Below are 21,872 nucleotides of genomic sequence, written 5' to 3'. Positions count from 1 at the left end.
TAAACAATATATTTCCCATCGCACCACTTTTTTCCCTGACCTAAAAGATTCTGATACGGAAAAACCACGCAGGGCAATTTTTTGGAAGCAGAGAGATACACTACAACATGCCCTGTCTGAATGCTCTTATTATTAAAGATCAATCTTTTTTACAGAGTATCGGCGTTTCAATCGGTAATGAAAGCATATATTCACTATTTTCTAATTCTTTTATTTTTATTTTTATTTTATCGTACTGTAATACTTTGAATGTGGCTGAAATCTCAGAGCTTCGCTCTCCCAGCTGTATAGAGTAATAGTTACCCTCTTTTTTGTAGGTTAAGTTGACTATGCCGTCAACTAATTTTGATGGCTCATTCGGACATGAATAATTACCCAAAACTATCATGTAGCCTTTTTGGTTCCCTTGCATAGACAGGAAAAAATCAAATTCACTGGTCATGTCATAACCTTTGCAAATTCTGGTAGCCATTACGGTTTTCAATTTCGCACGACATTCAAAGCTGTGATCATTCTCTTTTTCTTTCCAGATTAAATAAATTGGGTAAAGAGCAACCGATGCTAATAAAATATATAATAAGAATTTAATTTTCATTTGGAATGTTCTTTTTTTCATAAATTTTGAAATTTACACAAGGGGATTTACTTTGCGGCTCGCAAAAGCTGATTGCATAGTTCACAACGGGATCACCAACAAAATCAACTCTATCATTAACGAAGTAATAGGCATTGATTTTGTTTTTGCAGTTCAAACCTGATTTATCAGCAAGTAGTTTTATTTTTTTTATGGCTTCATTTTTCTCGGAATCACTCATGTTATGATTAATTGAATAAAATTGGCACTGTTGATTTCTGAAAATCGTTGTCTTCTCAATTTCAGGAGTGAAATCTTTGTAAATTGAATAGGAAATGAATGCGATAAAAGAAATTAATGCTGTTATTATTAATTCATTCTTTTTAGGTGGCCTGAATGCAATGAACGCCTTGATTTTTTTATTTATATTCAGTGGTGATGAAGAGTTTTTTTTCCCTTTATTGCTTTGTTCTTCATTTTCTTCTAGTGGGTTTTTATTTTCAAGGTCTTCAATGATATCTGCGTTAAATGAAAAACCGTACTTGGGAATTGTAGTGAGAACATCATGACAATTGCATAGCGCCAGAGATTTTCTCAGCATGGAAACGTAGTTGCTTAAATTATTGCTTGAGGAACTCAATCCTCTTTTTTCCCATATTTCGTTTAAAATGTCTTCCCTGCTTAATGATTTTCCGTTGCTTTGGATGAAAAATGATAAAAGTTCGTTAGTGATACGGGGCAGTGTAATCATGTCGATACTGTTATCGATAACGAGTAGTGTACCGTCGGAAGAATTATATTTCACAATGTCATTAATGATGTATCTCATGAGTCCTCTAGGATAGGATAATTATTGAATTAGACGTTTTTTGTTTTATTAAAGATTTTTTTATTTTAAAGTTTTATATTTATCTATGATTTTCGGTAATAAAAGCCACCTTGGATTTATTAAAATACGAAAATTAAATGCGATGGTAACTTAGCTGCGGGCTATAGCATGCAAGTTGATATGGCTATTTTTTGGTGTTTAAATCTAATTTAATTTATTCAACAGAATTAAAATATATTAAACTTTGATTTTTAAATATAAATGGCTGCGTTGTTTTCTTGGTGTTAGGATTAATTAATTATTTTTGGCGAATTCGACATTATGGAAACGTGACCTTATGAAATATTGTTTTAATATTAAAATAAAAACAAAAAGTGGTATTTTTATTTTAACTCAGAGTAAGTTAATCATTGATGGCGGTAAGCAAGAGGTGGTTTTGAGTAAGAATCAGAAAAAATTATTTCTTTGTTTATTGAATGATATAAATGATAAGAAAGAAATAATAAATAAAATATGGCCTAATATAGACTGTAAATTGGCGGATAATAACTACTCTCAGTTGATATGTAGAACTCGTGTTTTATTATCAAAAAATGAATTTCCACCTAATGTGATTGTTACTATTCCTAGGTATGGCGTTTGCCTTAATAGGCGCTTAGTTGTAGAGGAAAGCTTAAGACATGGCGGATCAATAAGTATGTTAAACGATCATGCTATTCTCTTAAGTAAGATGCCTAGAGATTGTAAATAGTGAAACCCATCAGTGGTGTGTTGACGATTTAGGTTCTGTTACCAGCTCAACATTACGACGCTAAGAGGATAATTTCGATACGCGGTTTTGGTGTGACAAGGTAAGTGTGTGTTGGCTTGCTTAGGTTGAAGTACTAATGTGTTTGTGGTATGTCACGTTCTGGCTCCAGTATTTTCAGCATAAAATTACGATTTTAAAATCTGCCTCATTATTCAGTTGGAACAACTCATCAAGGTTTCTCGTTTAGTCGTTAACGTGCTTTTTCCTACCCCGCGTCATTTTCTTTAACGTGTATAAAAAACCTCCTATCTCATCGTGTCCCTTATTAATTTAAACTCTATGATTCCTTCAGTGTTTAATGGGTAGGATGCTAGATCACATGCTTTGGATAAAGCTACCGCATGTTTCTCTGCAAGAAAGAAATTGATATTTTAAACAATGATAAGACGATTTCGTATTGTATTTTATAATACAGAACTAATTTATTAATTAAAATGTGAAAAATTGAATTATATGAAATTCACAATAAATCTCTAATAGACCGTTAATAATGTAACTAATGCGGGTAAAGTAACTATTATTTAATTAATTAAAAGTGTTAATGACCAAATTTATGGTTTTTACGATATTAAAGTTATTAAATGACCTGATTTGCGATACAATCTAGGTTGTGGAGGGGTGGGAAACCCATTGGTTCATCCCTTGGTGGGCTTGATTTTTTGTATGCAAGGAGGTTCTGCCGATATCAAGATAATGGACCCGGCTGTTGAGCGAGTTAGCTCCCTTGACTCATATTTTATTATTCCCAAAAGTATGAGAGAGGAAAGAAAGCATGCAATTCCTGAAACTTTTAAACTTATCAGTCCAGTATTGATTTGACTAAAGTTTTCGACAAAATTCTGGGCGATAAAATTACGCATCGTTATACCGCGTTAGATACTCCTAATGCATTAGTGTTGGATTTTACGGTGCGGTAGTGAGAGGTTATGTATTATTTTTCTTTAGGAATGGGGGGCAGGGGAAATGAAGATTAATAAGAAGGCTGTCAACAGTCATAAAAGAATAGTTATAAATAAGTTAAGTTTTAGTCGGATGGCTGAAGCTCACAAATGGTTTGTTAATAATCTCATGATAATTGAGAAATAATGGTAATGTTTTTAATCTAATCACGCCACTATTATATAATTTCGGGTTTTCTTAGCCTTTTGGGCTAGTGCCTGTGTTTATAATTAATGGTTAATTTTGTCAGAGATATAATTTATTATGGTGTCACGGATGATGTTTGCAGAAATTATCATGATATTTATTTTTTCTTTTATTGGGGTTTTTAGTTTCTATAAGCATATTAAAATGCGTCGTAGTCGGCGTATTTTAAAACCGAAGGAAAGGCATAGGGGGTTTTAGCTAGAATTTCTTTATGGGAGCAGGAGGTATGAAATCGAGTGGCAGTAGAGGGTGTGTTTAATCACTGCTCTTTTTTATAATATGCTTCGATACATTGATACATTGATACATTGATAAGGTGAAATCTGCTGGGTTCTTATCTTCTTTGCCAAAGCCAGTAAAACAAAGGGAGTTATATGAAATGGCCATTATTTTTACTATTTTCTGTCCTGTTATCAGGCTGTACGGGACCATTAGGGGGGAGTTGGGGTTTTATTCCGCAAAGTACTGATGTCTGTCCCCAGGGAAAAAATATGGCAACAGGAGAGTGTCGTTGAGGTGCGAATCCTGAAGCCCTGGTGGGTGGCAACCTGCAATAAATTAATTTTTAACCATCTCTATTATCTTTCCGTAAAAATAGCAGGCGCTAAATATTGGGTTTTACTTGGCCTGCGAAGCTGATCAGATTGGCGTTTTGTCCATAGAGATGGTTACTCTCATTGTTCTTTACTCTCTCATACATCTCAATTTTATTATTTTCCCAATGCTATTGATGTTAATGGTGAAATGTATTTCGCTGTTAATGATCTTTGTCTATTTTTAAACCTCTATATACACTGGTTCTAGTGCCTTCACCGCAATTCAATTTTTCAAATCCCAGTTGAGCTTTAATCTTAACAAGATTTTTTAGTAAAAAAATTAACATGGGGATTTTTTTACCCTATATATAGGGTTATTTCTTATATTTTTATGTTTTTATATTTATCAATTATGATCATTGTTTGTTTTTATTGATGTTTTTGGGATTAAATTTTATTAAAATATTAATTTTGGAATAAAAATCTATATAGTTTGTTTTTTGCGATATAAATAACTAATTTATTTTTTTTTATGTAAAGTGTTTTCCATCGCAACAACGGTGAAAAAGTGTATGTGGTTGGGTTTTCATACTGGTTTGTTGTGTGTGCTACGTAAATACTAATGCTAAGTACGTAGGGAAGCTAAATTTACTTAATAGGAAATAACATGAAACTGAACAAAATCATGATGGCTGCTGTAATTGTTTTTGGTGCTTCTTCTTTGGCTAACGCTGCAGTGAAAGATCAAGGCCACGGAACCATTACTTTTACTGGTTCTATCATTGATGCACCGTGCTCCATTACCCCTGAGTCTGTGGATCAGACTGTTGATCTGGGTCAGATATCTAATGTAGCTCTTAAAGACGGTGGTAAATCAAAACCACGTCAGTTCCAAATTGCCTTGGAAAACTGTGAATTAGTTAGTACTGGTGCTGGCAAAAACAACACAGTATCTCTGACCTTCACCGGCATGGAATCTGCTGCCGGTAACGGCCTGTTGGGTATTACAGGTACCGCACAAGGCGCGAGTATTGCTATTACTGATGGCTCTGGTCAAGTGATTGAACTGGGGAAAGCAACCAAGACCCAGACTTTGCAGAACGGTAACAACACCTTGGGCTTCGCCGCTTACCTGCAAGGTGATAATGCATCTGCTGGTGTTATTCCGGGTGACTTCCAATCCATTGCTGACTTTACCCTGGCTTACCAGTAATTGATTATTTGGGGATAATATCTCCTGCATGCGGGGAAACCCGCATGCTATTTTCACACGGAAGTTTCCGGATTAAGGATAAATCAATGAAACGCTGTGTATTTTACCTTGTATATCCTTTCATATTGCTCGTGCTGTTAATTATAAAAGTGCAAGCAGTTCAGCAGACCCAGGGGTGGGGGCGCGTCAATATGAAAGGGGCCATTATTGATACTGCATGTGCCATTGCTGCTGGGAGCCGAGAGCAGGTCATAGATATGGATACGGTACCAATGGGGGATATTATGCGTGACGGTCAGGGAACGGCCAGATCTTTTAGCGTGGACTTAATTAATTGCGCATTGACCCGCCCAGACCCAACATTACCGGATTGGCGTTACTTTCAGGTGACCTTTGATGGTGATGCTGACGGTGCCTTATTTGGCGTTAGTGGTGAGGCGAAAGGAATTGCACTGGAAATTACCGATAGCCATGGAAATAAAGCCGAGCCTGGGGAACCATTGCCCATAGGGGGGTTAACGCCTGGCACGATGAAACTCGATTATACGATGAGGCTTGTCTCTAATAGTCAGGTGCTAAAGTCTGGCGCCTATACCTCTGCTGTGCGCTTTAAATTGGATTATTACTGATAGCGAAAAATGATGATTGGCAGGTGTTATTCCTTATAAAAATTTAAAGGTTTATGGCTATGGTGTTTTCTCCTACAGGGAAGTTTTTTCGTCTTAAGGCATTGGGGTTAAGTGTTTCTCTTGCGATGGGGAGTACCTGTTTATATGCCGCAGAAGACATCCAGTTCAATATGGATATCTTGGATGTGAATGACAGAAAAAATATCGATTTGAGCCAATTCTCGCGCAGTGGTTATATTATGCCAGGAACCTATAACCTGACGGTGCATATCAATAAAAATGAGTTACCGGAAGAGAATATCAATTTTTATGCCCCTGAAGATGATCCCAAAGGCAGTGTGGCCTGTTTGTCACCTGAGTTGGTCGGGCAACTGGGGTTAAAGCCGGATGCCATGAAAACGTTGACCTGGTGGCGTCAGGATAGCTGTTTGAATATTGACAGCCTGAAGGGCATGGAAGTACGTACGGATCTGGCCACCTCAGCACTGTACTTGAGTGTTCCCCAGGCCTATCTGGAGTATTCGTCGCCGGACTGGGATCCACCTTCCCGCTGGGATGAAGGTATTCCGGGGTTGTTGTTTGACTATAACGTCAATGCCCAGACTCAGTATCAGCAGCGTGACAGCAGCCGTGAGTACAGCATCAGTGGTAACGGAACGGCAGGGGCCAATATGGGCGCTTGGCGTCTGCGAGCGGACTGGCAGGGGAATATGGCTCACCAGACCGGAACCGGGCAGGGCGAAATAAAGAAACTAGAATGGAGCCGTTATTACGCCTACCGCGCGATACCTGCGTTGCGCTCCAGGTTGCTGTTAGGAGAGAGCTCACTGGATTCAGGCATGTTCGAGAGCTTCCGGTTTACCGGTGCGAGCTTAGTGTCGGATGACAATATGTTGCCGCCGAATCTGCGTGGTTATGCTCCGGAAGTGGTGGGCATTGCCAAGACGAATGCCAAAGTGATCATCAGCCAGCAGGGGCGGGTGTTGTACGAAACGCAGGTCGCGGTCGGGCCGTTTCGTATCCAGGATATCAACGATGCGGTATCCGGTGAGTTGAACGTTCGGGTGGAAGAGCAGGATGGCGGTGTGCAGGAATTCACCATGAACACGGCCAACATTCCTTACCTGACGCGCCCTGGCTCAGTGCGCTTCAAGCTAGCGACAGGCAAACCGTCCGACTGGCAGCACCGTTCCCGCGGGCCGATGTTTGGTAGCGGGGAGTTCTCCTGGGGGATAAGCAACGGTTGGTCGCTGTACGGTGGTGCCCTGATGGGGGGCGATTATAACGCACTGTCAGTGGGGCTCGGCCGTGACTTACTGGTCTTCGGTGCATTGTCTTTTGACGCGACTCAGTCGCGTGCCCGAATTCCATCGGAAGATGGGACGCTTAGCGGGGGGTCGTATCGGGTGAGCTATTCGAAGACCTTTGAAGAGCTAGACAGTCAGGTGACGTTCGCCGGCTATCGGTTCTCGGAAGAGGACTTTATGAGCATGAGCGAATACCTGGATGCGCGTTATTACGGGAGTCGGGTGGGAGGTAATAAGGAGATGTACACCATCACCTTCAACAAACAGTTCCGTGACCTGGGACTCAGTACTTACCTGGACTACTTCCATCAGACTTATTGGGATCGTCCGGCCAATGAACGATACGCCCTGACGATGTCGCGCTACTTTGATATCGGCCGATTTAAAAATTTGAGTGTGTCGATGTCGGCATATCGCAACAAATATAACAGCGCCAATGATGATGGCATGTACCTGTCTCTGTCGATGCCGTGGGGCAATGGTGCCAATGTCAGCTACAACACCACGGTGAATCGTAACGATACCACTCACCGGATGAGCTATTACGACCGGATTGACGAGAGCGATAACTACCAGTTGGCGGCGGGTACGTCACGCAGTGGCGTAAGCCTAAGCGGGTATTACAACCACGAGGGTGATATAGCCCGCGTGAGTACCAATGCCAGCTACCAGGAAGGTCGTTACAGTGCGGTCGGTTTCTCCGCCCAGGGGGGGGCGACTCTGACGCCGGAGGGCGGTGCACTACACCGGAATGGGATGGCTGGCGGGACACGCCTGCTGCTTGATACCGAGGGCGTGGCCGGCGTACCCGTCCGCGGCTATGGCGCGACCTCGCAGACCAATGCGTGGGGCAAAGCCGTGGTGGCGGATGTGAACAGCTACTACCGCAATAAGGCGAGCATTGATCTGAACAAACTGGGGGACAACGCCGAGGCCACCAAGTCGGTGGTGCAGGCCACCCTGACGGAAGGGGCGATTGGTTACCGCAAGTTTGGAGTGATTGCTGGCGAAAAAGCGATGGCCGTCATCAAGCTAGCTGATGGCAGTACCCCACCGTTCGGCGCCACGGTAATGAACAGTCGCAAGCAAGAAACCGGGATTGTCAACGACGGCGGCAGTGTGTACCTGAGCGGGATTAACGCGGGTGACCGTATGACGGTGCACTGGAATGGAGCGGTGCAGTGTGAGGTTCGCCTACCAGCCCTGCTGCCTGCGGACATGATGAGCAGTCTGCTGTTGCCGTGTATACCCGCTGCTGAGGCGGTGGTTTCTGATGCCCTGCCGACCGACAAGCCTGTGGAGGATAGGGCACCGTAGAAACGACTTACAACAGAACACGAGGCTGCGCCGTAAAAGAAACGGCATAGGCGGCCAATGCGCCACCTCGAGATGAACCGGAGACGATTAACCTCATGATGAATTTTGGAGTAAAGAAGAACATGCGTATTAACACCCTAAAGACGACGGCGGTTGCCATCACCCTGCTGGGAACCTTGGTTAGTCTGCAGGCTCAGGCGGCCATTGCTCTCGACCGTACCCGCGTGATTTTTGACGGCGACCAGAAATCGGTGAGCCTGAATATCAGCAATCAGAACAAGCAATTACCGTACCTGGCACAGGGTTGGCTGGAAGATGATAAGGGTAACAAAATTCAGAGCCCGTTAGCGGTGTTGCCACCGGTACAACGTGTTGAACCGGGCAAGCCGAGCCAGGTGAAAATCCAAGCGTTGCCGATGCTCAAACAGTTTCCACAGGATCGCGAGACGCTGTTTTATTTTAACCTGCGTGAAATTCCGCCGAAGAGTGACAAGCCGAATACGCTGCAGATTGCGCTGCAAACGCGCATCAAATTGTTCTACCGTCCGGCAGGCATTGCCCTGCAGAAGAATGCTGCGCCGGCACAAGAGCAACTGACGCTGAGTAAGCAGGGTGACAAGTATGTGGTGAACAACCCAACGCCGTACTACGTGACCATTGTGGACGCGAGCAGCAAGAAAGATACGGCAGGGGCGAAAAACTTTGAGCCATTCATGGTGCCGCCGAAAGGTAACGCTCCGCTAACTGTGAGCGCTGCCAGCGTGGGCAATGCGCCGGTGCTGACTTACATCAACGACTATGGCGGCCGACCACAACTGAGTTTCAGTTGCAGTGGCAGTCGCTGTCAGGTGGTGCTGGATAAGAAGGCATCGTAAAGGCCTCCTGAAGCATCACGCCGTTAAGTCGGAAAACAGAATGTCGGGAGAACAGAATATGGCAGGGAAGACAGGTAAAAAGTGGAAGTCGGCATTCTGGCGCAGTGGACTGATTTACTGCGGGCCCGGATGGGTACTGGCCATGATGGTTTTTTCACCGTCATTACAGGCGGCGGATAATTGGGCAGTTGATGGGGCCAACGGCACGCTGTATGTGCGGGGGGCGTTGACCGAGAGCGCCTGCCGCCTGGAAATGAGCAGTGCGCACCAGGCTATCTGGCTAGGTGAAACCGGTACGGCACGTCTGGATACACTGGGTGCGCAGGGAACCCCTGTGGCTTTTGAACTGCGGTTAAAAGATTGTCTGCGTACGCCAGCCAGCCAGCGTGATGTGCGTACCGGTGCGCTAACTTGGGCACCCAATCAACCGTCAGTGAGCGTGAGTTTCCGGGCACCGTCCGACATGGACAACCCTCAGTTGGTGAAGGTGCGGGGCGTCTTTGGTTTAGGTTTGCGCCTGCTGGATAGCACTGGGCGGGATGTGCGTCTTGGCAGCCGCGGTGAGCCGTTGTTTTTGACGCCGGGTCAGAGCAGCCTGACTTACACCGTCACACCCGAGCGCACTTCGGCACCTCTGGTGGCTGGGTCTTACCGCGCCGCCGTGGATTTTCAGCTGAATTATGACTGAGGTTGATATGAAAGGACGCGCAACGATGCAACAACGGACATGCCTGGCGCTGGCAACGCTGTGCGCTGTCATGCCGTTGCTGGCCGGCGCTGCGGCAACGAGCACGGTAACCATCAAGGTGAAGGTGGTACAGAAGCCGTGCACCATTAATGCGGGCAAACCGATTGAGGTGGATTTCGGCGAGGTAATGACGACCCAGGTAGACGGCAACAATTACCGGACACGGGTGAATTACACCTTGAAATGCAACTCGTCGCCCTGGGTGAAACTGCAGGTGAAAGGAACGGGGGCTGCATTTGACACTAAGCTGTTGCAAACCACCAAGGCGGGGTTGGGTATTCAAATGCAACTGGGTAGCAATTTATTGCCTGTGAATAGCTGGCGGAACTTCTACGGCGGCTTCAAAGAACCGGACTTATGGGTTGTGCCAGTCAAACAGAGTGGAGTCACCCTCAGTGGGGGTGAATTCACTGCGGGAGCCACGATGCTCGTGGACTACCAGTAGCATGAGGCAGTGCATGAACAACACAATGATTTGCTATGCCTGTCTCTTGGTCGTCCAGGTGATGATAAATTCACCGGTTATGGCTGAGGGGGAGGTGAGGATACGCGGAACGTTGATAGAGCCGCCGCCCTGTACCATCAATGATGGCAATAGGGTTGACGTGGACTTCGGGGAGCGGGTGGGTATCAGCAAAGTGAACGGGGTTAACTACCGCCAAGCGATGAACTACCAGATAACCTGTGGCGGCTCTGCCAATGGCGGTGGGGCATTGAAGTTGAGCTTAAGCGGCACGTCGGCGGCGTTTGACAAAGAGGCGCTGCTGAGCAGCAAGACGGATTTTGGGATCCGGGTTTACCGAAATGATGTCCCGTTCACACCCGGCAGTACGTTGGTGATTAATCCCCAGGCGCCGCCGCGACTGGAGGCAGTCCCTGTCAAGCGCCTGGGGGCAACCCTCGCAGAGGGGACGTTCGAGGCCTGGGCAACGTTACGCGCCGAGTATGACTGAGGAGAGAGTCATGAAAGATACCATGGAGACGCGTCCTCTGTATCACGAAATCTGGGGGCTTGCCTCAGCGCTGTTGCTGCTCATCGGAGGAATGTCATCATCGGCACAGGCTGCCAATGATGACAAGAACCTACACTTTTACGGTGCACTGGTGGCGGAACCATGCGTTATTTTGCCGGGTGATGAAGAGGTGCAGCTGGATTTTGGCACCATTATAGATAAATACCTGTATCTGAATACTCGTACAGGGGGGCAGCAAGTTGAGATAAATCTGGCGGAGTGCGATCTGTCGTTGGGGAAATCGGTAAAGGTGACGTTCAAAGGGACGGAGAACCTGGCCTTACCCGGTTTATTGGCCATTGATGGGAGCAGTACGGCGACAGGAATAGGGATAGGGCTTGAGACGTTGGGGGCAAGACCTTTGCCTGTCAATAAAGAGAGCGGTGAATATCCGTTGCAGAAAGGCAGCAACCAAATCACCTTTAAGGCTTATGTTAAAGGGGAACCCCAGGCTATTACTAAAAAAACGATAGGGCTGGGTTATTTTAGTGCCGTGGCTACCGTAAATCTGGAGTATCAGTAAAATGACGCGTTTCCTCTATTTTATTATTGCCTTGAGCTGGCCGGTTTCGTACTCACATGCCATACAATGGCCATTCGTATCTAATCCAAGCATAACATCTTGTAAGAATACGACAGCGAGCTCCTGTGTGGCTAACGTTAATTATTATCATAGTGGAACTGTCATGCAAGAAATTGGCATGCCAATAGGTAATCCAAGAATTAATTCAACAGATATATTAGCGTACGGGGTCCACTGTAATGATGGCGAGGCTGCCAAAGGCCGTCCGTATACAAATTGTTACTGGACAACTCATGGCCATGCTCCACAGATGACAGGATTCTGTAGGCTTCGAACTCCAGGGAAATGGGAGCTGGATAATAATTCGACCTGTCAAACGGCCTCATCATGGGGGGAGCACACAGGGGCTGCTCCTGGTGGCGAGTGTGTCTTGTTCGGGCAATTGATTGGGCCACTTATGTCGACGACGCTCAGCACACCTTTAGGGGACAGGGATGCCCTGACCGTAGCGAATGCTGGCAATAGCTTTTGTGTGAAACCACTGGCGCCAAGTGTTACATGTGCCATCAACCTCCCTTCAGAAATCGATCATGGTGTTATTTCCGAGGGCGAGGCTGGGTTTAGCCGAAGGTTCATCGATGGCGCGGTGGATTGTGGGGGAAACCCCGTGGTTGCAGTGATAGGACGTTCTGATATTGAATTAGCCACTGGGGTGTCTGTTAAGGTTTCTGCCTCGATGATATCCAGAAATCAGGTACGTGTACAATCCGATATGGATATTAAATCTAATGCCGCTCCTGGGGAGTATTCTGCATCGGTTGTCATAGCAGTTTCTCCGTATTGATTTTTATCGAATTGAATTTTTATCTGAGTTGGTAACTATTTGGGTGAATTTAGTTTTTCTTTAATGAACTTCAACCTGGTGCGTGAATAAAATGATTCGTTTTATCTATATAATTATAACCTTGGCTTGGTCAATTCAATATTCTAACGCCATGCAGTGGCCATCCATATCCAATCCAATAATAACATCGTGTAAAAATTCAGACAATGGTGATTGTTCAATCTCTGTTTACTATGCCCATGATGGGACAGTCATGCAGGAAATAGGTGAGCCGATAACTAGGCCAATATCTGGTGAATTAAAGATAGCAGCATACGGTATCCATTGTGAGAGGGGAGATCAGTCCAGAGGAGTGCGATATGAGGGATGCTATTGGGCGGGAGGGTATACTGGTCACGCGCCAATGACCGAGTATTCAGTTTGTAATCTCCAAACTGTAGACGGATGGCAACTGAGTAGTTCTTCGACCTGTAAATCGTATTTAGCATGGGGGGAGCACTCAGGGGCTGCTCCTGGTGGCGAGTGCGTCTTGTTCGGGCAATTGACTGGGTCGCAATTAGTGTCGACGACTCTCAGTACACCGTTAGGCGTCTTGGATGCCACTGTTGTCGCGAATGCCGGTAATGCTTATTGTGTGAAAGCATTACCGCCTAATGTTAAATGTGAAATTAACCTGCCGTCAGAAATCGATCATGGTGTTATTTTCGAGGGCGAGGCTGGGTTTAGCCGAAGGTTTATCGATGGTGTAGTGGATTGTGGGCGGGCACCGGTAGTTGCGGTGGTAGGGCGTTCTGATATTGAATTAGCCACTGGGGTGTCTGTTAAGGTTTCTGCCTCGATGATGTCCAATACTCAACTACGTGTACAATCCGATATGGATATTAAATCTAATGCCGCTCCTGGGGAGTATTTTGCATCGGTTGTCATAGCAGTTTCTCCGTATTGATTTTTCATCGGAATGCATTTTTTTTGTTTTTTTGTCGGATTTTTCCTGATTTAATTAAAATTAAAAAGAGGGTGATTTATGCGGTTAATATATATTATTATGCTTTTTTTATCACCTGTTAAATATTCACAGGCCATACAATGGCCTTTCATTTCCAATCCAAAAATAATATCTTGTAGCGCTACCGAGGCTGGGCAATGCGCAAGTCACGTTTATACCACTCATGGTGGGACGGTCATGCAGGAAATCGGTGCGCCGATAGGTAAACCAGGGGGTTATGCACTAGATATAGTGCCAGTTGGAGTTCACTGTGATAAAGGGGATATATCCAGAGGTATTCCGTATGAGGGATGCATGTGGGTGCCTTATAGTTATGTTTCTCATTCGCCACTCAGCGTGGGGCCTTGTCGTCTCCAATCGCTAGAAGAATGGAAGCTGAGCGATGACTCAACCTGTACAACGACGTTATCATGGGGGCCACACGAAGGGGCTTCTGCCGGTGGCGAGTGTGTCTTGTTTGGGCAAAAAATGTCTGGGTCTAAGTTTTTCACGGCATTAGGCGCCATGGATGCCACTACTGTCGCGAATGCGGGTAATGCTTTTTGTGTGAAAGCGTTACCGCCTGATGTTAAATGCGAAATTAACCTGCCGTCAGAAATCGATCATGGTGTCCTTTACTCGAACGAGGGCGGATTTAGCCGAAGGTTTATCGATGGTGTAGTGGATTGTGGGCGGGCACCGGTAGTTGCGGTGGTAGGGCGTTCTAATATTGAATTAGCCACTGGGGTATCTGTTAAGGTTTCTGCCTCGATGATGTCCAACACTCAACTACGTGTACAATCTGATATGGATGTTAAATCTTATGCCCCTGCTGGGGAGTATTCAGCCTCTGCTATCATATCGGTTTCACCGTATTGAGTTGTCTTCTAAATGAAAACATTATGCCTATATAAATATATATTCTATAAATTATAAAAATTCCCATCTCCATTGGTATTGGTTTTTTTGTGCGGGTTTTATTAGTCATCTTAAACCTGATGACCATCATTTCATTAAAAGGACTATACCAATGATAAAGGGTGTTTCCTCTCTTTTGTTTTTTTGGGCTGCCACTGTATTCTGTGGGGGGTACTATATCATTAATAACGGCACGTCAGGGCTTTCAATTCCGCTTAATAATATGGTTTGGGGCGTAATGGCCGTGCTGGTTTTATTTATTAGCGTTCGTGTCGCCCCAGATAAATATCGTGTGACGACGACATCTCTGCCGTTATTTATTGCGGGCATTGTCGTACTGACCATTCCGCTGTTGTATGCCTCTCCTGCCGGGTTACTCCGTGCTGACTGGCGGGTTGCGGGGCTGGTGGCTGGCGCTGTGTTTTACTCCACCTGGCTGCAGGTGCGCCTGTCACGTCTGCAGCGTCAGGGTGTGTTGTTTATCGTACTACTGGCCGTGTCCGGCCAGGCAGTGCTGGCGTTGGTACAGTTGTTTGCCCCTGCATGGGCCTGGGTGCCAATGAAGGCGGGAAGCCGTGTGTACGGGATTTTCCAGCAGCCTAACGTGCTGGCAAGTTTTATGGCCACTGGACTGGCGCTGGCGCTGATGCTGTTTCTGTTGCCGGGCTTTGCCCTGGTGCGGGCGCGGTATGAGCACTGTCGCCAGGCATTTTTGGGCGTGTTGTTGTTGGTGTTACCGATGCTGCTGGTCTGGATCCAGTCCCGCGTCGGCTGGCTGGGAGGCGGTCTGGTGGTTTGGCTGTTTCTCTGGTGTTTTAACGCGCGCTTTCCCGCTCGCTGTAAGCAAGCCACAGTTCTGTTGGGCGCGGGGGTACTGATAGGGCTGATCGGCATGTTGGCGGCAGGCCCGGAGGACGGGCTGCGCTACCTTAACCACGAGGCCTCCAACCATGCGCGTTGGACCATGCTTCACGACACCTTGCGAATGATCGCAGAGAAGCCCTGGTTAGGCTGGGGTTATGGCAGCTTTGAGTACAATTTCCTGCATTTTCGCATCAACCTGCAGCCGCCAACGGTAGTGAGTGAAATCGCCAATCATCCGCATAACGAGATTTTACTGTGGTGGGTTGAAGGCGGTCTGGTGGCACTGCTGGGGATAGGGTTGATTATGTTGGGCTGTGTGCGACTGGTGCTGCGTGTCTGGCGCTGGGATGCGGGGGCCTTTGAGGCTGGTCGGCGTAGTGCGGGTGAAGCCAGCGGCCTGTGCCTGGTGCTATTGCCTATGGCATTACATACCCAGCTGGAGTACCCGTTTTACCTGTCGGCGCTGCACTTCATGGTGTTTCTGATGGTGCTGGCGATGCTGGAACGCCAGGTCAGCGGTGTTATGGCGAGTCGACCGCTGCCGGCCTTTTGGGGCTGGGTATTGCGGGGGGGGTTGCCGCCTGTCTCGGTCGCAATTCTATTGCTGATGGTCTCTTCTTTGCAGGGGGGACTTATTTTGACCCGCGCAGAGCGCGCTGGATTGGTGGATATGCGTGACGTGCAGGCGATGCCGACTCTGGCACGTTGGGTACATTGGGAGCGCGTACGTTTTGATGAACAGGTCAACGCGCTGCTGACTTACAACCGGACACGTGATGAGCATCTGCTTGAGCGCTACGTCCATTGGGCACAGGACTATCTCACGTGGCGTATCGACGCGAATGTGTATGCCAGCCTGATCATGATTTTGCACCATCAGCGACAAGAGGTGTCGGCTGAGCATTATCGTCAGGACGCTCGTCTGTTTTTCCCTGCGGACACCCGCTTTCAGGCGGTGATTATACCCCCTCAGATTTCGGCCCGGGAGGCCTTATGAAAAAGATTGTTACAGTGTGCATTTTGGATGAGAACCGCTTCTTTGTTCAGGGTATTCAGTTCATTTTGCTGTCTTATTTTCAACGTCGAGGACAGCGGGTGCACTTTGTCGACGAGAGGGAAGTGGCCCAGGCCAACCTGGTTTTCTGGTCCGTTCGCAAGGGCTGGCCGCTTCAGCTTTGCCTGCATGCTTGCCCTCAGTCAGCCCCGCCTGTGTACATCAGCGTACGAGCCAGTCTTGCCGACAACCACAGCGGCTGCCAGCATGAAAAGGGCAACCTCTGGCGACGTGCGCGCCCCCAAGCGGTGCTGACACTGGTCGAACAGGGGTTGCAGGCGGCGGGAGGCATCGAGGCGTCGATAGCCCTTTGTTCTTATTGCACGACACTGGCCCTGACCGAGCGCGAGCGGGACGTGATGCGCTGCTTAAGTCAGGCTATGCCGCTAAAAAGCCTGCATAGCCATTTGAACATCAGCCCAAAAACCGTCAGCAGCCATAAGCGAACCGTGATGCGCAAGCTGGGGTTCCGACGCAATACCGAATTATACCACTGGCTGAGGCTGGGTGGATTGGACCAGATAAAGGGAGCTTGATCAGTAAAAAACGTTGAATGGCCACTTGGACAATTATCGCATTAATAAAACTAACTTGCGCAAAGAGTTCTAACGGGTGGCGCTCAGCAAGAATATTAAAGAATTTATTGCATCGCATAATGAGTTTTTTAGGGTGAATGTTTTATCCATGATAAGCGTTGCGATTCACGTTAAAGCGCCAGCCATATCCACGGCAGGGTTATAGCTGATAATGCCTGACTGAGCAGCATAGCGCATGATTGCAGTGATACGTTTCTGAAGGTGGGCTGCAATCTTATATATCTCTTTAGCTTCGGCTGCTTTATAGCGAGCGTTTTCTCTTTTCCCAGAAACCGGTAGCGGAGCCGCCAGTAGCGGGAGCCGTTAGGCTGAACGAGCAAAAACATATTTGTTAGTACCGTTGTCGGCAAGTTTATAAGGCTTTTCATCCGGTTTAGCAGCTCGGATTTTAACGTCAGTGAGCGCCATTGGCGGTATTTCCTGATAGTAAAAGGGGGTATAAATTTTATCGAATCAGACTATACCCTCAGTTGTACCCTCGCAAGGGACTTGATGCGGGTTGAAGTTGATTGAGTTGGGTAGAGTTAAGGGATTGTCGAAGTGTTGATTTGTGCGGGCTTAGAATGCAAAAACGGACCTCCGTGGAGGTCCGTTGATATGAATTTGGTGCCCGGACTCGGAATCGAACCAAGGACACGGGGATTTTCAATCCCCTGCTCTACCGACTGAGCTATCCGGGCAACGCGCAGCATTAAACCGTATTGGCCGAAGGCAGTCAACGGCTTTATGAATGAAATCAGGTAAAACGCGTCTGGTTGCTGGCTTTTCGGTCAAAGGGCGCAAAAATCGCACCGGGTTGGCCAAAATTTTGCGGCAGCGGTACACCACCGCACGATGAATTAACTTAACGCCCCGTTTCTGCGGCACTGAGCTACCTGCAAAATGTCTTCCGCCAGCCGCTTGGCGACGGAAACATCCTGTAGCTGGCGTTTTATCAGCAGTTTGCTCAGGCAACCTTCCTGAATCAGCTCCATCTGTTGTGCCACCATATCGGCGTCATCGGCATCCATTTCACGCAGTAAATCGCGGGTAAAATCCAGCGACGTCAGCTTCTGTTGCTCTGCCAATTGGTGGATAGGGTGGTCCACCTCCGGGAAAAAGCTGCAGGCAGCGATAAACAAACAGCCGGGGTAGCGGTCGTGTTTGACGTACTCTGCCAAAACGTCATAGCGCGCCAACAGTTTTTGCTGTGGGCTCAGGTTTTCGTCCAGTAGCAGCTGTCGACGCCAGGTATCAATTTGCTGACCATGGTAGCGTAGGCAGTCATACAGCAGCGCTTCACGATCCGGCCAGAACCGTTTCAGGTCGCCCGGCTGTACATCGAGTTTCTCCGCCAGCATTTCCAGTGTGGCGGTCGCCAGGCCCTGTTGTTCTAACAGCCCCAGTGCCGTATCAAGGACGTGTTCACGTTGCACTTGTGCTTCCTCCAAATTCGGTTCCGATCCTCAGTGTTATTTATTGCACCGTTTTCTGCAAATGCGCGTTGAACGCCGCGGCATCCATAAATCCGGTAACCCGTTGGCTGGTTAGCTCTTGCCCCGTGCCGTTAAAGAACAGAATAGTTGGTAATCCCAGGACTTTCAGGTGTTTAAGGAGCGCGACCTGCTCGGCATTGTTCGCCGTGACATCCGCCTGCAGCAGCACCGTGTTGGCAAGTGTGGCCCGAACACCTGTATCACTAAAGGTATACTTCTCGAACTCTTTACAGGCGACGCACCAGTCGGCGTACAGATCCAGCATCACCGACTTCCCCTTGGCCTGCTGTAGTGCCGCATTGAGCTGATCTATGTTACTGATACGCGTGAAGTTTAGGTGTTGTACCTCTGCCTGTTGTGCGCTGTTGGTGCCAAAGACCCAGTCTTGCAACGGTCGCGCAGCAATGACGGCCGCTGCCAGCAACAGTAATTGCAACGCCCGCACCCAGCCGCGGGAAGTCTTCAGGCTCAGCGCGAAGGCCCAGCCGAAGAACGCCAGGCCAAGCAGGCTCCACAACCGTAGTCCCCACACGTCACCGATCACTCGTTCCAGCAGGAATACCGGCAGCGCCAGGATCACAAACCCGAAAGCCTCTTTGACATACTGCATCCATGGGCCACTGCGTGGCAACAGGCGGTTACCGAACAGAGTCACCAGCACTAGCGGGATACCCATCCCCAGTGCGTACAGATACAAGGTACCGCCGCCGGCCCACATATTGCCGCTTTGGGCAATGTACAACAGGATGGCGCTAAGCGGCGCGGTGGTACAAGGGGAGCAAATAAGCCCGGCCAGAGCGCCCATCAGGAACACGCCAGGCAGCGAACCGCCTTGTTGAGTGTTGCTCCAGCCTGCCAGCCGGGTTTGCAGCGAAGAAGGTAACTGCAGCGAATACAGACCGAACATCGACAGTGCAAGGGCGATAAACAGCACCGACAGGCCGATGAGCACATACGGATGTTGCAGCGCTGCCTGAAATTGCAAGCCGGCGGCGGCAACCACCAAACCCAGCAAGGTGTAGGTCAGCGCCATGCCCTGCACATAAACCACCGCCAGTGCCAGTATACGGCCGCTACTGTGCGGCTTTTCACGCCCAAGAATGATGCCGGAAATCAGCGGATACATCGGCAATACGCAGGGGGTGAAAGCAATACCAATGCCAATCAGCAGTGCCCATAGCGGGGAGAATGGCAGGTTGGCTGGCACCGGTTCTTCTGGCGTGCTGACTGGCAGTGTGGTTGTGGCACTTACCGCATCCAGAGGGATCACTCGCGTTTCAGGCGGGTAGCAGAAACCGGCTTCCGCGCAGCCCTGATAGGTTACGCTCAGGCTGGCGCCGTTGGCCGCCTGTTGCAGTGGAATGTTCAGTGCGAGCTGTTGCTTGAAAATAGCGACTTCACCGAAGAACTCATCCTTGTGGCTCAGTCCTTCGGGCAACGTAAAGGTGCCTAGCGTCGCCTGCTGCGGCACCAGTTTGATCTGCTGACGATAGAGGTAGTAACCGGGGCGGATTTGCCAGCTCAGGGCCAGTTGGTGGTCCTGTTGCTTAAAGTCAAAGGCGAATGCCTGATCGACGGGCACGAACTGGCTATCGCCGCTTTGGCCGAACAAAGATGCCTGAGCCGCTTGCGGTAAAAAAAACAGGCTGCAGAGCAGGAATATTACTTTAATGAGGCGTTGATCCATAACAGGTAGTCTTTATCTCCAGCCATCACCGGCAGCACCAACAGCTCGGGCGTTTGATACGGGTGATGTTGTTTCAGGGTGTTGAGCAGGGCGTCTTGATGGTGGCGGTCGCTTTTGAACAACATTTGCACTTCGTATTCCTGTTCCAGTTTCCCTTCCCAGTAATAGAGCGATGTCACACCAGGCAGCAACGTGGCGCAGGCTGCCAGCTTTTCCCCCAAAACCCGGGCTGCCAGGTCTTGCGCGGTGGCCTCATCGGGCGCAGTGCAGAGTATGACGACAGCTTCGCAATCAGACATCTTCAGCCCTCTCATCGAGATTATCAGTGAGCACTATACCTTGAAGGACGCTCGGCTAGAAGGCGAGTTTATCGCCAATGGGGCGGGGGGAGAAACCGGGGCCGTAGCCCCGGTGAAAGCATTACAGCATCACGCTGCCCAGCAGGAAGCCGAACAACACCGCCAATATCACCCCGATGGTGCCGGGAATAAAGAACGGATGGTTAAACACAAAACGCCCGATGCGCGTGGTGCCGGTGTCATCCATCTGTACCGCGGCGACCAGCGTAGGGTAGGTCGGCAGGATGAACAGGCCGGAAACGGCGGCAAAGGACGCGACGGCGGTCAATGGCGAAACGTTCAGCGCCAGCGCCATTGGCATCAGCGCCTTGGCGGTAGCGGCCTGAGAGTACAGCAGTGCCGAGCAGAAGAAGAAGATCACCGCCAGCAGCCACGGGTGTGATTGGATCACGCTGCCCGCGGTCTCTTTGATCCAGTCGATGTTGGCCTGCACAAAGGTGTCACCCAGCCAGGCTACGCCCAGAATACAGATACAGGCGCTCATACCGGCCTTAAAGGTGCTGGAGTTGAGTACCATATCGGTATCGACGCGGCACAGCAGAGTGGTCAGGGTCGCGACGCTCAACATGATGATCAAAATCGCGTTGGTGGTGTTCATCAGCGGTTTCGCTACCAGCCCCAGACCCGGACTGTTAATGATGGCGTAGGCCACCACGCACAACACACCCAGCAGGAACAGCAGTACCGAAACTTTGGCACGCGGTTTGATTTCAACAAGCTTGTTGCCGCGCAGGGTGACAAGGCCTTCTTCAAGGCGTTTCAGATAAACCGGATCGTCAGACAGTTTGGCGTCGAATAACCAGCTTACCAGCAGCGACATCAGCACCACGGCGCAGAAGGTAGAAGGCATGACAACCATCAGCAGGTGCAGGTAGCTGACGCCGTGACCTTCCATCACTGAGGACATGTAGACCACCGCCGCGGAAATGGGTGAAGCGGTAATGGCAATCTGGGCAGATACCACGGCGGTTGATAGCGGACGGCAAGGCTTGATGCCCTGTTCTTTCGCCACTTCGGCAATCACGGGCAAGGCAGAAAGAGAAATATTGCCGGTACCGGCGAAGATAGTCAGAAAATAAGTGACGATCGGCGCCAGAATGGTGATGTGTTTAGGGTTCTTGCGCAGCAGCTTTTCAGTTTGCTGCACCAGATAATCCATACCGCCCGCGACCTGCATCGCTGAGATCGCGGCAATCACCGCCATGATGATGGAGATCACGTCGAACGGAATGCTGCCCGGCTTCACGCCAATCAACGCCAGGACCAACACCCCCAGCCCGCCTGCAAATCCAATCCCGATACCGCCCAACCTGGCCCCTAAAAAAATGGCCAGCAGAACGATAACCAATTCTACGGCTAACATAGTGTCTACTCCTTAAGATGAGATGTCCCCGTCATCCTTGAAGCCGCATCTGCGTTGGCTGCCAGTGCTCACACCAGTCACTTACTTGAGTAAGCTCCTGGGGATTCACCCTCTTGCCGCCTTGATGCAGCTCCAATTATTTTGGGTGTAAATTGAAAATAAAAAGTTAAAATTTTGTGGGCAATGGAAAGTAAAAAGGCACGCTA

At 48.5% G+C, this 21,872-nt stretch carries 20 protein-coding genes, 1 tRNA gene and 1 pseudogene; 14 read left to right on the top strand and 8 right to left on the bottom strand.

The window, feature by feature from the left end; genetic code table 11:
- Window positions 1-139: 139 nt before the first annotated feature.
- On the bottom strand, window positions 140-595 hold the full coding sequence (locus ACUTSU_RS20655; protein WP_445652673.1) for a hypothetical protein: 456 nt from the start codon (window positions 593-595) through the stop codon (window positions 140-142).
- Window positions 585-1,403: a winged helix-turn-helix domain-containing protein gene (locus ACUTSU_RS20650; protein ID WP_445652674.1), complete on the bottom strand. Its 819-nt coding sequence runs from the start codon at window positions 1,401-1,403 to the stop codon at window positions 585-587. The genes ACUTSU_RS20655 and ACUTSU_RS20650 overlap by 11 nt, the downstream gene beginning before the upstream one ends.
- A 337-nt stretch (window positions 1,404-1,740) precedes the next feature.
- Here ACUTSU_RS20650 and ACUTSU_RS20645 point away from each other — a divergent pair, with 337 nt between their 5' ends.
- The 14 genes from ACUTSU_RS20645 (at window position 1,741) to ACUTSU_RS20580 (ending at window position 16,722) form a co-directional block, all read left to right on the top strand.
- Window positions 1,741-2,154 carry a winged helix-turn-helix domain-containing protein gene (locus tag ACUTSU_RS20645; protein ID WP_445652675.1) on the top strand — a complete coding sequence of 138 codons (414 nt, stop codon included), beginning with the start codon at window positions 1,741-1,743 and terminating at the stop codon, window positions 2,152-2,154.
- A gap of 2,409 nt (window positions 2,155-4,563) precedes the next feature.
- Entirely contained in the window at window positions 4,564-5,109 is a 546-nt protein-coding gene (locus tag ACUTSU_RS20640) for a fimbrial protein (RefSeq protein WP_445652676.1), read from the top strand.
- An 86-nt stretch (window positions 5,110-5,195) separates the two neighbouring features.
- Window positions 5,196-5,738, top strand: coding sequence for a fimbrial protein (locus ACUTSU_RS20635; RefSeq protein WP_445652677.1), 543 nt, complete (start codon window positions 5,196-5,198; stop codon window positions 5,736-5,738).
- Window positions 5,739-5,797: 59 nt separating this feature from the next.
- On the top strand, window positions 5,798-8,362 hold the full coding sequence (locus tag ACUTSU_RS20630; protein ID WP_445652678.1) for an outer membrane usher protein: 2,565 nt from the start codon (window positions 5,798-5,800) through the stop codon (window positions 8,360-8,362).
- 122 nt (window positions 8,363-8,484) lie between these two features.
- Window positions 8,485-9,237: a fimbria/pilus periplasmic chaperone gene (locus ACUTSU_RS20625; protein WP_445652679.1), complete on the top strand. Its 753-nt coding sequence runs from the start codon at window positions 8,485-8,487 to the stop codon at window positions 9,235-9,237.
- A 58-nt stretch (window positions 9,238-9,295) separates the two neighbouring features.
- The gene (locus ACUTSU_RS20620; protein ID WP_445652680.1) at window positions 9,296-9,925 is read left to right on the top strand and encodes a fimbrial protein; all 630 of its coding nucleotides are present in this window, start codon (window positions 9,296-9,298) and stop codon (window positions 9,923-9,925) included.
- 7 nt (window positions 9,926-9,932) lie between these two features.
- Window positions 9,933-10,430, top strand: coding sequence for a fimbrial protein (locus ACUTSU_RS20615; protein ID WP_445652681.1), 498 nt, complete (start codon window positions 9,933-9,935; stop codon window positions 10,428-10,430).
- Window positions 10,431-10,443: 13 nt separating this feature from the next.
- Entirely contained in the window at window positions 10,444-10,938 is a 495-nt protein-coding gene (locus ACUTSU_RS20610) for a fimbrial protein (protein WP_445652682.1), read from the top strand.
- A gap of 10 nt (window positions 10,939-10,948) precedes the next feature.
- Window positions 10,949-11,521 carry a fimbrial protein gene (locus tag ACUTSU_RS20605; protein ID WP_445652683.1) on the top strand — a complete coding sequence of 191 codons (573 nt, stop codon included), beginning with the start codon at window positions 10,949-10,951 and terminating at the stop codon, window positions 11,519-11,521.
- A 457-nt stretch (window positions 11,522-11,978) separates the two neighbouring features.
- Window positions 11,979-12,365, top strand: coding sequence for a hypothetical protein (locus ACUTSU_RS20600; RefSeq protein ID WP_445652684.1), 387 nt, complete (start codon window positions 11,979-11,981; stop codon window positions 12,363-12,365).
- Between the two features lie 559 nt (window positions 12,366-12,924).
- Window positions 12,925-13,311, top strand: a complete 387-nt coding sequence (locus ACUTSU_RS20595; RefSeq protein WP_445652685.1) for a hypothetical protein — start codon at window positions 12,925-12,927, stop codon at window positions 13,309-13,311.
- Window positions 13,312-13,548: 237 nt separating this feature from the next.
- On the top strand, window positions 13,549-14,229 hold the full coding sequence (locus tag ACUTSU_RS20590; RefSeq protein ID WP_445654667.1) for a hypothetical protein: 681 nt from the start codon (window positions 13,549-13,551) through the stop codon (window positions 14,227-14,229).
- A 262-nt stretch (window positions 14,230-14,491) separates the two neighbouring features.
- Entirely contained in the window at window positions 14,492-16,129 is a 1,638-nt protein-coding gene (locus ACUTSU_RS20585) for a Wzy polymerase domain-containing protein (protein ID WP_445654666.1), read from the top strand.
- The gene (locus tag ACUTSU_RS20580; RefSeq protein ID WP_445652688.1) at window positions 16,126-16,722 is read left to right on the top strand and encodes a LuxR C-terminal-related transcriptional regulator; all 597 of its coding nucleotides are present in this window, start codon (window positions 16,126-16,128) and stop codon (window positions 16,720-16,722) included. The genes ACUTSU_RS20585 and ACUTSU_RS20580 overlap by 4 nt, the downstream gene beginning before the upstream one ends.
- Window positions 16,723-16,890: 168 nt before the next feature.
- Here the strand turns inward: ACUTSU_RS20580 and ACUTSU_RS20575 are convergent.
- The 6 genes and pseudogenes from ACUTSU_RS20575 to ACUTSU_RS20550 form a co-directional block, all read right to left on the bottom strand.
- Window positions 16,891-17,190: pseudogene (locus ACUTSU_RS20575) on the bottom strand (integrase arm-type DNA-binding domain-containing protein); the annotation flags it as partial.
- A gap of 196 nt (window positions 17,191-17,386) precedes the next feature.
- Window positions 17,387-17,462, bottom strand: a tRNA-Phe gene (locus ACUTSU_RS20570).
- A gap of 159 nt (window positions 17,463-17,621) precedes the next feature.
- Entirely contained in the window at window positions 17,622-18,197 is a 576-nt protein-coding gene (gene dicD, locus ACUTSU_RS20565) for a division control transcriptional repressor DicD (RefSeq protein WP_445652689.1), read from the bottom strand.
- A gap of 40 nt (window positions 18,198-18,237) precedes the next feature.
- Window positions 18,238-19,944 (bottom strand): protein-disulfide reductase DsbD, encoded by a 1,707-nt coding sequence (locus ACUTSU_RS20560; protein ID WP_445654665.1) that lies wholly within the window; start codon window positions 19,942-19,944, stop codon window positions 18,238-18,240.
- The gene (cutA, locus tag ACUTSU_RS20555) at window positions 19,920-20,243 is read right to left on the bottom strand and encodes a divalent cation tolerance protein CutA (protein WP_445652691.1); all 324 of its coding nucleotides are present in this window, start codon (window positions 20,241-20,243) and stop codon (window positions 19,920-19,922) included. The genes ACUTSU_RS20560 and cutA overlap by 25 nt, the downstream gene beginning before the upstream one ends.
- Window positions 20,244-20,364: 121 nt before the next feature.
- On the bottom strand, window positions 20,365-21,666 hold the full coding sequence (locus tag ACUTSU_RS20550; RefSeq protein ID WP_445652692.1) for an anaerobic C4-dicarboxylate transporter: 1,302 nt from the start codon (window positions 21,664-21,666) through the stop codon (window positions 20,365-20,367).
- Window positions 21,667-21,872: the final 206 nt, after the last annotated feature.

This window comes from Serratia sp. NA_13 (genome assembly GCF_052691735.1).
Note: the sequence above shows the minus strand (reverse complement) of the source record. Positions and strands in the feature narration are given on the sequence as shown.